Raw genomic sequence first — 13272 nt, forward strand, 5'->3', positions numbered from 1 at the left:
TGGTTTTTTCACTGACATACGCCACGTCATCTTTTACGTGAGCGCGAGTTATTATTGTGATGCCGCTCACTGATGTCCAGCGCAGAGCATATCTTTCCCGGCGAAGTGGCCTGCTGATGGCGGCTGACAAGACGCGGCGGCACGTTTTGATCATTTTGTTTTGCGTTGCTCCCGATCCGCGTGTCGGCGGCTGCACAAAACATAAGCAATGATGACATTGTGGATGGCATCGCGTCGCGTAATGGCCTTCGTTATATATTCTGACTATTTTTGTTTGTTTGAAGTTTTCATCTGAAAACAGAATGAGGCGTACGGCGCTGTCGTCGGCGTTCAATCCGCCTTACGGTCGGTGTGAATTCGCCCTGTTCCCGGATACCTTCCGCCTGAGCGCGGTTAGCCGGTTATCTAAGCTGTTGACGATGTCCGCGCTTGCCGCTTGCCTGCAACGCCAATGATTTAGAGTATAGTGAGAGAACGATCTCTTTTTTCCCTCTCGGGCTAACGGAAGGAATAACTATGCAATCGGCCGTCGATTACTTTCATCAACTCAATCGCGATTATCTTGCCGTTCACCAGCAGAAAGAAGACCTGTTCTGGCAACAATATATGGCCACCGGCGACGATGGCGTGCCGGCTCGTTTCGCCAGCGCGGAAAGCGCGTGGAAACGCTTTATCTCGGATGCCCGTCGCCCGGGCGAACTGCGTCGGCATATCGCGCAGCTGGAGGCCGGCGAGCAAACGGCGCAAAATGCGGCGCTGCTGCACGGTCTGCGCGGCTGGCATCGCTTCTTTGACTGCAATGTGATCGAAGATGCGCGCGCCCAGACGCTGATGGACGACATCATCGCGGCGGAAAACGCGCTGTTCGCGCGGCGCAAAAATTACACAATGACGCACCGCGATGCGCGCGGCGAGCAGGTCAGCGCCTCGCTGGGCGAACTGTTGACGAATCAGGCGACCAACGAGAATGAAACGTGGCGCCGCAGTTCGCATCAGGCGCTACGCGATCTGGAACAGTGGCTGCTGCATAACGGGCTGCCCGAACTGATTGCGTTGCGCAACCGTTTTGCCCGCCAGATGGGCTATCGCAACTATTTCGACTATAAGGTGAATAAGACCGAGCGCATGACGCCGGAACAGCTGTTCGCCATTCTCGACCGTTTCGAACAGCAAACGCGCGATGCCTGCCGGCGCAGTCTGAGCGAGCTGGCGCGGCAAAAAGGCGCCGATGCGCTGCAGCCGTGGAATATCCGCTATGCCAGCGCGGGCGACGTGACGCGTCAGTTCGATCCTTATATGCCGTTTTCCGCTTCGCTGGCGCGCTGGGTGAACAGTTTCAAACGGCTGCATATCGGTTTTAACGGCGCGCAGCTACAGCTGGATTTATTGGTGCGTAAGGGCAAATATGAAAACGGCTTTATGCACGGCCCGGTACCGCCGTTTTTCGATCAGCATAATCAATGGGTTCCGGCGCGGATTAATTTCACCAGTCTGGCGCAGCCCGATCAGGTGGGCAGCGGCGCCAGCGGCATCAATACCCTGTTTCACGAGGGGGGACATGCGGCGCACTTCGCCAATATTCGCCAGAATGCGCCCTGTTTTTCACAGGAGTTTCCGCCTACCTCCATGGCCTATGCCGAAACCCAGTCGATGTTTTGCGATAGCCTGCTGCATGACGCCGACTGGCTGAAACGCTACGCGCGAAATGCGCAGGGCGAAACGCTCCCTGACGCGCTGATCCGCGCCGATATCGCGGCCCGCCAGCCGATGCGCGCGTTTAATGAACGCCATATTTTGCTGGTGCCGTATTTTGAATGGCAGCTGTATAGCTGGGATGACGAGCAGCGCACGCCGCAGGCGATCGTCCAGCTGGCCAGAGATACCGAACAGCGCATTCTCGGCATCGACGCCAGTCCGCGTCCGACGCTGGCTATTCCGCACCTGTTGTCTATGGAGTCGGCCTGTTCCTATCAGGGCTATCTGCTGGCGCTGATGGCGGTAGAGCAAACGCGTCATTTCTTCCTGCAGCGCGACGGCTATCTGACCGATAACCCGGCGATCGGCCCCGACCTGGCGCAGCACTACTGGCGGCCAGGCAACAGCGTCAGTCATGATGACACGCTGCGCAGCCTGACCGGCGAAGGCTTTAACCCGGACTATCTTGCCAGCGCCTGTAATCTGACCGTCGAACAGGCATGGCAGCAGGCGCAGCGCTCTATCGACCTGGCGAGTCAGCGGCCGCAGCCGGCGGCGGATTTCGATCTCGACGCCGCGATTCGCGTGGTGGACGGCGAGCGGGTGCTGGCGGATAACGAGAAGGGAGACGAGCAGATGTGCCGCGACTTCGCGGCGTTTATCGAACAAACCTATCCCGCGCGCTAAAGCGCAGAAACTGTGCCCGTAACGGCCCCGCTGTTGACCGGCTCAGGCGACGTGCCGCAGGAACTCGCGCAAAGGTTCGCTGGGCGGAGCCGTAATCAGCATTTCCGCATCGCCATCCTCGGCGATGCGGTGCTTATCGATGAAGATCAGATGCGAGGCGACTTTATCGGCGAAATCCACCTCGTGCGTTACGATCCGCATGGTCATGCCTTCTTCGACCAGATCCTTCACGACGTTCAGCACTTCATGACGCAACGCCGGGTCCAGCGCCGGGAGCGGCTCATCGAATAGCATTAGCTGCGTTTCACCGCCAGCGCGCGGGCGATCGCCACGCGCTGTTGCTGGCCGCCCGACAGTTCAGACGGGTAGCGACCGGCGCGCTCGGATAGACCGACCTTGCCCGGCAATACCCGCGCCAGTTTTTCAGCCTCCGCCATACTGGCGCCGTCACCCGGATGGAGCCGCAAGCCACATTTCCCAGCGTGGTTGGATGAGGAAACAGGTAAAACGGCTGAAAAACCATGCCCGCTTCCTGACGAATCAACCGGTTATCCACGTTGGGAACGGCTCGTCGACGATCCGTTCGCCGCGGCCGATCTCTTGCCGCTTATTGATCCGGCGCAGCAGGTGGGGTTCCCGAAACCGGACGGCCCGATGATGATCACCATCTAAATAGCTTTGCGCATTGATGCTTCACTGTTGACCATGCCACAGCGCGTAATTGATGATAAGCGTATTAAAATACTTATTAAAAACAGTTGATTATGATTTTATCATCATATCGTTGTCACTTAACTGGCAGGGCAAGTGTAGCGCTATTATACGAAGCTATTTAAGCGTTTACGCCGGCTGCGGCGTAAACGCAAACGCGAACGGCGGGGGCGGCGGGAGAATATCAGGGATAAAAAACCGGGAGGATGCCCGGTTGATACGCGTCGAGTCGTTTATAGGCGTCATATTTCAGGCTGCAGGCGATGTTGCTGCGTTCAATGATTCGACCCATTGCGGTGGGCCGTCGGCAGCGGCGTTGCGATAATGTTTTGTCCTGCAACCCGAATGATTCGGAGTCTATACTGCCCATTCGCCCGGCGGCGGCTTTAACGCCCGCCGCCGGGCGTCTGGTGCAGCGTAAAGCACCGGGCGCGGCTTATTCGATATTGGATTCGATGAACCACAGCGCTTTATCCAGATCGCGCGACGCCGCGGTCAGAATATCGGCGGTATCTTCGTCGGCCACTTCGGTAATGGCTTTACGCGTGCTGTTGGCTACCGTCGCATAACGATCGGCCAGCGCTTTCAGGTGATCCTGCACGTGGTGAATATCGGTTGGATAGCTTTTCAGCGAGGTCTGTTTGTTGACGATCTGCACCGTACCCAGCGCCACTCCGCCCAACTGCACCACGCGTTCTGCAATGGTGTCCTGATGGTCGGTGATCGAGGTGCGGAAGCCATCCAGCATTTCATGCACGCCGATAAAATTCGCCCCGCGCATGTTCCAGTGGGCCTGTTTGGTGATCAGCGATAGATCGATAAAGTCGGCAACCAGCTGATTCAGCGCTTTAATTGTCGATTTTTTTACCCCGTCTTCAACATCATTGCGGGTGTAAATCAGGTCAGAAGATGTTGTCGTTTTTACCAGTTTAGCGGTGCCCATCATGTTTATCCTCTTATTTGATTGTTCATACCCATATATTTCAGGGCGTTGGTGCACTCACGCCGTGTTTATTCTTCCCCGCAAAAATACCGGGCGTAGAGAAGAATAGTGACCATGCGTTCATGCCGCTGAAATTTACCGGGTCATAATCTTGTTTCTGCGACGAAAATAAGTATATCAGTAATTAAAGTATGGCTTTGCTAATAATTACCTATCATATAAATAGTTATACCTTTCATACTGCGAATTGCAGGCGCGTTGCTTTTGTTACTTGTCCCATTCATGGGCTCGCTCTTGCAGGGCCGCCGCCAGCGGCGCTCAAATCCCCGCAGCCACAGACTGCTGTATGCTGCAGGGGATGAATGAGAGACTCCTGCCTCTCACCGAAGGCCAGCCGTTAGCTGGACAAATCAGTGCCGACGAATCTGTCGCTGCGTTACCGCCTGCCTGCAACCCGAATTATTTTGGCTCTATATCCGTCATACTGCAAATTGCAGACGCGCTGGCTTGTTTACTCACTCCGGGCGCGTTTATCTGCATGTCCGGCCGCCGCTTTACTGCAATGTAAATTATTCCTGTGTTGCCAGCGTATCGATAAAAACAAGCCTGCTTTTAAACATAGTCAAAATAATGCCGGATATCCACCTGCGCGGGGAAAATATTATCCGCCGTCCGGGCGGATGACGATAATAAGTAAAGTGATAATTATTTACCCCGCATCATTTCAGGCCACAATATATATGCTTCATGCTTCATGCTTCATGCTTCATGCTTCATGCTTCATGCTTCATGCTTCATGCTTCATGCCTCAGGTTGCGGTGCATTGGTTTTGTTACTCGCCCCGGCCATAGAGTTCGCTCTTGCAAGGCCGCCGCCAGCGGCGTTCAAATCTGCTCCCGGCAGATTTGTCGCTCACCCGAATCACTTATCTGAATAAGTTCATCGGGATTGATGAGCGACATCCTGCCTCTCGCCGAAGGCCAGCCGTTGGCTGGACAAATTCGCTGCCGATGAACTTTCCGCCTTCCTGCAACTCGAATTATTTAGCGTATAGCAGCCTGCGCTCCTGCTCATTGAGAACGCGGCGTACGCCGGCAACCGCAGATGACGGGTTATGCGGCCTTGTCTGCCCTGGGGGCGGCGCGGATGGTCAGCGTGGCGCCAATCGAGGCGCCGATCACGCAGCCCAGCGCCAGCCACTGCAGCGGCGACAGATGTTCATTCAGAAACAGGATACCGGACAGGGCGGCGATCGCCGGCTCCAGACTCATCAGCGTGCTAAAGGTGCGGGTCGGCAGGCGGGTCAGCGCCACCATCTCCAGCGCATAGGGTAAGGCGCTGGATAAAATGGCCACCGCCAGGCCGAGCGGCAGCACCGACAGGGAAAATATCTGCGTACCGGCGATCAGCAGACCGGCCGGGCAAAAGATCAGCGCCGCAATGGCCGACCCTAGCGCCACCGTGGCCGGGCCGTGCAGCGCGCCGGCTTTCTGACCGAAAAGAATGTACATCGCCCAGCAGGTTCCCGCGCCCAGCGCGCACAGCGCGCCGGCCAAATCGACATTGCCGATATTGTGGCCGAGCGGCAGCAGGAACCACAGGCCGAGGATGGCCAGCGCGATCCAGAAAAAGTCGATGGCGCGCCGCGAGGAACACATGGCGACGGCCAGCGGGCCGGTAAACTCCAGCGCCACCACAACGCCCAACGGTACGGTGCGCAGCGCCAGATAAAACAGAAAATTCATGCCGCCCAGCGTCAGACCATAAATCAGCAGGGCGAGGCGATTGTCCCGGCAGATGGGCACTTTCCACGGCTGAAAGATCGCCAGCAGGATGAGCATGCTGAGTCCGAGACGCAGCGCGGTGACGCCGGCCGCGCCGATCAGTGGAAAAAGCGTTTTGGCGATCGCCGCTCCAACCTGAATCGATATCATTGCGATAAGCAGCAGGAGTATCGGCAATAGCAGCGTGTTTTTTTTCCGTCCGCTGGAGGAGGCTGTCATTTTTTAAACCCTTTTGAATAAATATTAACCGGCGTATTGCTGGCCGTGGAGGAAATTCTCTCGCGGCGCGCCTGTCGTTTTCCTGTAACCTGAAATCTGTAGGGTAAAACGGCATACGGCGGTTGGATATGACTAAATGTATCCGCTGCGAAGAATTTCTTCGACAATTATTTACGTTTTATTGACTTTAATTTACGCCGGGCGTTTACTATGATCGGAAAGTGTTATTTCGGTTGATAAAGTGAGCAGTGTATTCAGAATCATCCGTTTTTATTTGTCGGCGGGATTTATTTTTTCACAGGCTTAAAGATTAAAAATATTATGATTTTTAATATGATAGCCCGTGGGTGAAAATATTTGTTACATCAAACTAATAATTGGACATTATTTGTCAATTCGGCCCGTGTCTATTTTTGCTATATTTACCGCGCTGGAAATATTCTTTCATAAGATGAATTTGAGGCAGTAAGTATATGAAAAAGATTGCGTGTCTTTCCGCTTTAGCCTGTGTTTTGGCTGTTAGCGCGGGTTCTGCTCTGGCTGGCCAGAGTACTGTTTCTGCTGGTTATGCTCAGGGCGATGCTCAGGGCGTAGTGAATAAAGCAAAAGGTTTTAACCTGAAATATCGCTACGACTGGGATAATAGCCCGCTGGGCGCCATTGGTTCTTTCACTTATCTGGAAGACAGCAAAACGACTGACAATGTTTATCGTAAAGGCCAGTACTATGGCATCAGCGGCGGTCCGGCTTATCGTCTTAACGACTGGGCCAGTATTTACGGCGTGGTAGGTCTGAGCCACGGTAAATACACCCGTAACGCCAGCAGCGATGATAATAAAAACAACAGCGATTATGGCTTTATTTACGGCGCGGGTCTGCAGTTTAATCCGACCGAAGAAGTCGCGCTGGATGTTGGCTATGAACAAAGCCGTATCCGCAGCGTGGATACCGGTATCTGGGCGGTTGGCGTAGGTTACCGTTTCTGATCCCGTAATATCGCCTGACGCAATCGCTGCGTCCGCGGATAAAAAAGCCGGCAACGATGTTGCCGGCTTTTTTTATGCTTAGTGCGTCGTTATGCGCCAAAGCGAATGCGCTCAATATAGCGCCCCGGCGTTCGCCGGGGCGCGGCCATCAATTCACTTTGACCGGTATGCCGGAGCGATTCTGGACGGCTTCATCAATCCGCGTGGTATCGATGTTTTCATCCGCCAGCGTTTTATTGACGCTGGCCGGAATAACAATCGGCGCCTGCTGATGCGAATGGAACTCTTCTTCCGTCTTCGATAGCGGATTGTGCACTTCGATATAGCGTGAGCCGTCAGGTTCCACGGTGGCTTTCACCGGTTCGTTGATAAACTGCACGCGCGTGCCGACGGGGACATTTTCAAACAGGTACTTGATGTCGTCCGCCCGCAGACGGACGCAGCCGTGGCTGACGCGCAAACCGATGCCGAAGTTGGCGTTGGTGCCGTGAATCGCGTACAGACGGCCGACATACATTGCATACAGGCCCATCGGGTTATCCGGACCGGCCGGATAGACTTCCGGCAGGAATTCACCGCGCGCCGCGTACTCGGCGTGCATCGCCTTCGTCGGCGTCCAGGTCGGGTTGGCGCGCTTACGCTGCACGCTGGTGATCCAGTTCTGCGGCGTATCCTTGCCCAGTTCGCCGATGCCGATAGGCAATACCACTACGGTATTGGTGCCCTTCGGGTAATAGTAGAGGCGCATTTCCGCGCTATTGATGACGATGCCCTCACGCGGGGCGTCCGGCAGAATCAGCTGATGGGGAATCGTCAGCGTACTGCCCGGTTTGGGCAGATAGACATCGGCGTCCGGGTTGGCTTCCAGCATATTGCTCAGACCCATTTGGAACTGAGCGGCGAAATGCTCCAGCGGGAGCGTGCTATCTTCGGGAATGGTAATAGTCAGATTTTCTCCGACCAGCCTGCTGTTTTTAGCCGGCAGGGGATACACAACGGCAAAAGCCGCCTGGCTCCAGACAAAGCCAGCCAGGATTAGGGTTGAAATCGCGCGAATGTTCATCTTCATCTTTTATTGAACGTTATTGCCATAGCGGCGGTAATGGACTGGTGTTCTACCCGCCATCTTTTTGGTTGCATTGTCGCTGGCCGCGCGCGTATCCCCGTTGCGCTACTCTTGCGGGGTTCCGGTTGCCGGCCGCCGTTCTGCATCCAAAAATCTATTGGGAATATTGCCGATCGTTGCATGCGATCAGGATGCGCATTATATGTTCACAACGGGCCCGGAGGGAAATAACATCTTCATTAACGCCGCTTATTTTTTTCGGCCGGATAGTCCGGCGCCTGCGGCGCGCCATACGCGGCAAATCGCTCAAACCGGCAGCGAAGGCGATACCGGGCGGCAATTGTGGCATAATGAGATTTAAATCACATTTCTGACTTGAGTAGACGCAGTGTTAAGTACCAATAATATCACCATGCAGTTCGGCACTAAGCCATTGTTTGAAAACATCTCGGTTAAGTTCGGCAGCGGCAATCGCTACGGCTTGATCGGCGCCAATGGTTGCGGTAAGTCGACCTTTATGAAAATCCTCGGCGGCGACCTCGCGCCCACGTCGGGCAACGTCGCGCTCGATCCGAACGAACGGCTGGGTAAGCTGCGTCAGGATCAGTTCGCGTTTGAGCAATACAGCGTGCTGGATACCGTTATCATGGGTCATGCCGAGCTGTGGGCGGTCAAAGAAGAGCGCGACCATATCTATTCTCTGCCGGAGATGAGCGAAGCCGACGGCTACCGGGTGGCGGATTTGGAAGTGCTGTACGGCGAAATGGACGGCTACAGCGCCGAAGCGCGCGCCGGCGAACTGCTGCTCGGCGTCGGCATCCCGGTCGAACAGCACTACGGTTCGATGAGCGAAGTGGCGCCCGGCTGGAAACTGCGCGTTTTGCTGGCGCAGGCGCTGTTCGCCGATCCGGATATCCTGCTGCTTGATGAACCGACCAACAACCTGGACATCGATACCATTCGCTGGCTCGAGCAAATGCTGAACGAGCGCAACAGCACCATGATCATTATTTCCCATGACCGCCACTTCCTGAATATGGTGTGTACTCACATGGCCGATCTGGATTACGGCGATCTGCGCGTTTATCCCGGTAACTATGATGAGTACATGACCGCGGCGACCCAGGCGCGCGAACGTCTGCTGGCGGATAACGCCAGGAAAAAAGCGCAAATTTCCGAGCTGCAGTCGTTCGTCAGTCGTTTCAGCGCCAACGCCTCCAAATCGAAGCAGGCTACCTCGCGCGCGCGCCAGATCGATAAAATTCAGCTGGAAGAGGTAAAGGCTTCCAGCCGGCAGAATCCCTTTATTCGCTTTGAGCAGGATAAGAAACTGTTCCGCAACGCGCTGGAAGTGGAAGCGCTGGCGCGCGGCTTCGACAACGGTCCGCTGTTCAGCCAGCTGAATATGCTGGTCGGCGTGGGCGAGAAGGTTGCGATCCTCGGCACCAACGGCATCGGTAAATCAACCCTGTTGAAGACTCTGGTGGGCGAACTGGAGCCGGACGCCGGTACGGTGAAATGGTCCGAAAACGCCAATATCGGCTATTACGCCCAGGATCATGAATATGAGTTCGACGATCAGCTGACGGTGTTCGAATGGATGAGCCAGTGGAAGCAGGACAAGGATGACGAGCAGGCGGTGCGCAGCATTCTGGGGCGCCTGTTGTTCAGCCAGGACGACATCAAGAAAAAAGTCAAGGTATTGTCCGGCGGCGAAAAAGGGCGGATGCTGTTCGGCAAACTGATGATGCGCCACCCTAATATCCTGGTGATGGATGAACCGACCAACCATATGGATATGGAGTCGATTGAATCGCTCAATATGGCGCTGGAGATGTATCAGGGCACGCTGCTGTTTGTTTCGCACGATCGCGAATTCGTCAGTTCGTTGGCGACCCGCATCGTGGAAATCACCGCCGATAAAGTCATCGACTTCAGCGGCAGTTACGAAGATTACCTGCGCAGTCAGGGTATCCAGTAACCGTTCTATGCGATCGAAAACTCGCCGGTTGCGCGCAAGCGCGGGCAACCGCGCCGCTATCGTTTAGTTGTATTTCTGTCTTTTGAGATGACGAGCGGGGCGTCGGCGGCTGGGCCGTTCGCCGTCAATGCGCGTCGAAATGGAAAGAAGGGAGTATTATGAAGAACCTACGGACCTGGGCGATGTCAGGCGCATTGCTATTCTCGCTGGCCGCCCACGGCGGCGAGACGCTCGACCGGGTGACTCATACCGGCGTGATGCGCAACGTGTTGTTGAATAACTATCCGCCGTTCGGTTTTATCGACGATAACAACCAACTGGCCGGCTTTGACGTCGATGTGGCGCGCGCGGTCGCCGAACGGCTGGGCGTCAGGCTTGAACTGATCACCCCCGGCTGGGAAACCATTGTCAGCGGGCGCTGGCAGGGGCGCTGGGATACCTGCATCTGTTCGATGACGCCGAACAGCGAACGGGCGAAGGTGCTGGATTTCGTCACGCCTTATTATTCATCTCCCGCGGTGCTGGTGGTGCATAAGGACGACAACCGCATCCACGGCGCCGCCGATTTGACCGGAAAAAAAGTAGGCACCGGCATTGGCTCCAGTTATGAAAATTACCTGCATAAATCGCTGGTGATCCCGGGCGCGAAACCGCTCGAGTATCCGTTTGGCGATGTACAGGTGATCCCGACCGATGAATCGATGGCGTTTCAGAATCTGGCGCTCGGGCCCGGCAAACGGCTGGATGCGGTGGTATCCGATCTGGCGACCGCCAACGACCGGATTAAAAAAATCCCGCGCTTTCGCGTGGTGGCCGAGCTGTACAGCGAACCGAATTGGGTGGTGACCGATAAGGGCGATCCGCAATGGGATCAGAAGCTGACCGAAACCGTGCAATCCCTGCGCGCGGACGGGACGCTGGCGAAGATATCGCAGCGCTGGCTGGGCGAAGACGTTACCCGGGAGCAGCAGTGAACAGCAACCAGACCGATATGCCGGCGGGAAACGCTGTCGACCCCCGCCCGGCGTCGATAGACGCCGTACTGCCGGCGCCGCGCCTGTCCCGGACGTTCCGCATGAAAGCGCTGGTTACCTGGCTGGTGCTGATTGGGCTGTTGGGCGCGCTGTTTATCAGTATGGATCTCGATACCGGGCTGATAAAAGAGAAGCTGCCGTTTCTGCTCGGTTTGCGTCTGTCGCCGGACGGCTTTTTGCAGGGCGCGGCGCTGACTCTGCTGATTACCCTGTGTTCATCGATATTCTGCTTTTTGCTCGGCGCACTGACCGCGCTCGGTCGCGTTTCTCACAGCGCCATCGCCTGGGGCTGCGCCACGTTCTATGTTTCGCTGTTTCGCGGCACGCCGCTGTTGGTGCAGGTGCTGATTATCTATCTGGCGTTGCCGCAGGTGGGCATCGTGCTGGGAGCGCTCTCTTCCGGGGTGATCGCGCTGTCGCTCAACTATGGCGCCTATCTGGCGGAAATTATCCGCAGCGGCGTGCTGGCGGTGCCCAAAGGGCAGAAAGAGGCGGCGATGGCGCTGGGGCTGTCGCACTGGAACACGGTGCGCTATGTCACGGCGCCGCTGGCGTTGCGCATTATTCTGCCGCCGAGCGGATCGCTGTTTATCTCCATGCTGAAAGATTCCTCGCTGGTTTCGCTGATGGGGTTGTGGGAGTTGAATTTTCTCGCGCAGTCCTACGGCCGCAGCACTTATCACTATATGGAGATGCTGGTGGTCGCCGCCGCGATATACTGGCTGATGTCCGTCGTGCTGGAGCTGCTGCAGGGGCGGCTGGAACGGAAATTTTCTCAGGGCTTCGGCCCGCACCGTTAATGTCCCGATACAGAGTGTGTTATGACCTTTCCTGACGAGTTTCGCCTGATTTCTTATCTGATGCGCCGGGAAGGGCAGGCGCGCTATCCGCTGGTGGCCTCTTACCCGCAGAGCATGACCATCGGCCAGTTGCTGAGCCTGACGGACGATCCGCAGGGGGAACGGCTGCTGTCGCTGACGCTGGATTATCCGCCGCTGCGCGGTTCGTCCTGGCTGCTGGCCGCCATTGCGCGTCATTATCAGCGCATCAACGACCGCCAGATCGTTAGCTTCGCCGGCGCCGATGAAGCGATTTATGCGCTGTATCACGTCCTGCTGCAGCCTGACGATCACGTGGTGGTGGTTACGCCGTGCTATCAGTCGCTGGAAAGCGTGCCGCTGTCGCTGTGTCAGGTCAGCGGCGTGGCGCTGGACGCCGCTCGCGACTGGGCGCTGGATCTGGACGCGTTGAGCGCCGCGCTGACGCCGCGCACGCGCATGCTGGTCATCAATTTCCCGCATAATCCGACCGGCGCTCTGATCCCGCTGACCACGCTGCGGGCGTTGGTTTCGCTGTGCCGCGAACGCGGCATCTGGCTGGTTTCCGACGAAGTCTATCGGCTGACGGAATATGATGAAACGCAGCGTCTGCCGCCGGTAGCCGACCTGTACGAGCGCGGCATTTCGCTCAACGTGATGTCGAAGGCCTACGGACTGCCCGGGTTGCGTATTGGCTGGATCGCCTGTCAGGACGCGGATCTGTTGCGCCGTCTGGAGCGCGCGAAACAGTATCTGTCGGTATGCAGCGCGATGAGCAGCGAATATCTGGCGACGCAGGCGCTCGACCACCAGACGCAGATCATCGAACGGGTGATGCGTCTGGCGCGCCATAACCTGCGGCTGCTGGAGCAACTGCTCGAGCGCTATCCGCAGTGGTTCGACTGGCGGCGGCCGGCGGCCGGGGTTCTGGCTTTCCCGCGCTATCTCGGCCCCGATGGGGCGGACGCGTTCGCCGCCCGTCTGCTCGGCGAAACCGGCGTGCTGGTCATTCCCTCGACGATATATCATTCCGCGTTGACGCCGGTGGCGCCCGACCACCTGCGCATCGGCTTTGGCCGGCAGGATCTTGAACAGCCGCTGGCCGTACTGGATCGCTGGCTGGCCGCGCAATAGCGCCATCTCCGGCGGATGGCCGATGCGCGCGGCGTTTTTCGCCTTCGCCGCGCGTTTAGATTTAGTGATGAATTTCACAGTTTTTCGTAAATTAAGAAAAAATCATTTTCCGCGCGGCAGACGCTGATTTTTGCCGCCGGGCGCGTTATTTCCCATTCTGCTAACATTTTCACGCCTGATGTTTTTAATTGCTTGAATATTATATTTATTTATA

9 protein-coding genes and 1 pseudogene are annotated in these 13272 nt (G+C 56.4%); 6 read left to right on the top strand and 4 right to left on the bottom strand.

Annotation, left to right across the window (positions count from 1 at the left end):
- Positions 1–516 precede the first annotated feature (516 nt).
- Positions 517–2382, top strand: a complete 1866-nt coding sequence (locus tag FJU30_RS10345; protein WP_150434883.1) for a M3 family metallopeptidase — start codon at positions 517–519, stop codon at positions 2380–2382.
- 42 nt (positions 2383–2424) lie between these two features.
- Here FJU30_RS10345 and FJU30_RS10350 read toward each other — a convergent pair.
- From FJU30_RS10350 to rhtA, 3 genes and pseudogenes are all read right to left on the bottom strand, one after another.
- A pseudogene (locus tag FJU30_RS10350) lies at positions 2425–3050 on the bottom strand (ATP-binding cassette domain-containing protein).
- 479 nt (positions 3051–3529) lie between these two features.
- Complete coding sequence (gene dps / locus FJU30_RS10355; protein ID WP_150435028.1) at positions 3530–4036, bottom strand: DNA starvation/stationary phase protection protein Dps; 507 nt, start codon at positions 4034–4036, stop codon at positions 3530–3532.
- A 1112-nt stretch (positions 4037–5148) separates the two neighbouring features.
- Positions 5149–6039 carry a threonine/homoserine exporter RhtA gene (gene rhtA / locus FJU30_RS10365; RefSeq protein ID WP_150434884.1) on the bottom strand — a complete coding sequence of 297 codons (891 nt, stop codon included), beginning with the start codon at positions 6037–6039 and terminating at the stop codon, positions 5149–5151.
- Positions 6040–6512: 473 nt separating this feature from the next.
- Here rhtA and ompX point away from each other — a divergent pair, with 473 nt between their 5' ends.
- Entirely contained in the window at positions 6513–7025 is a 513-nt protein-coding gene (ompX, locus tag FJU30_RS10370) for an outer membrane protein OmpX (protein ID WP_150434885.1), read from the top strand.
- A 148-nt stretch (positions 7026–7173) separates the two neighbouring features.
- Here ompX and FJU30_RS10375 read toward each other — a convergent pair whose 3' ends face one another.
- Positions 7174–8088 carry a L,D-transpeptidase family protein gene (locus FJU30_RS10375; RefSeq protein ID WP_191091573.1) on the bottom strand — a complete coding sequence of 305 codons (915 nt, stop codon included), beginning with the start codon at positions 8086–8088 and terminating at the stop codon, positions 7174–7176.
- Positions 8089–8479: 391 nt separating this feature from the next.
- Here FJU30_RS10375 and FJU30_RS10380 point away from each other — a divergent pair, with 391 nt between their 5' ends.
- From FJU30_RS10380 to FJU30_RS10395, 4 genes are all read left to right on the top strand, one after another.
- Complete coding sequence (locus FJU30_RS10380; protein ID WP_150434887.1) at positions 8480–10072, top strand: ABC-F family ATPase; 1593 nt, start codon at positions 8480–8482, stop codon at positions 10070–10072.
- 158 nt (positions 10073–10230) lie between these two features.
- Positions 10231–11046: a transporter substrate-binding domain-containing protein gene (locus FJU30_RS10385; RefSeq protein ID WP_150434888.1), complete on the top strand. Its 816-nt coding sequence runs from the start codon at positions 10231–10233 to the stop codon at positions 11044–11046.
- The gene (locus FJU30_RS10390; RefSeq protein WP_223881557.1) at positions 11043–11906 is read left to right on the top strand and encodes an amino acid ABC transporter permease; all 864 of its coding nucleotides are present in this window, start codon (positions 11043–11045) and stop codon (positions 11904–11906) included. The genes FJU30_RS10385 and FJU30_RS10390 overlap by 4 nt, the downstream gene beginning before the upstream one ends.
- A gap of 21 nt (positions 11907–11927) precedes the next feature.
- On the top strand, positions 11928–13058 hold the full coding sequence (locus FJU30_RS10395; protein WP_150434889.1) for an aminotransferase class I/II-fold pyridoxal phosphate-dependent enzyme: 1131 nt from the start codon (positions 11928–11930) through the stop codon (positions 13056–13058).
- Positions 13059–13272: the final 214 nt, after the last annotated feature.

It is taken from the genome of Affinibrenneria salicis (genome assembly GCF_008710095.1).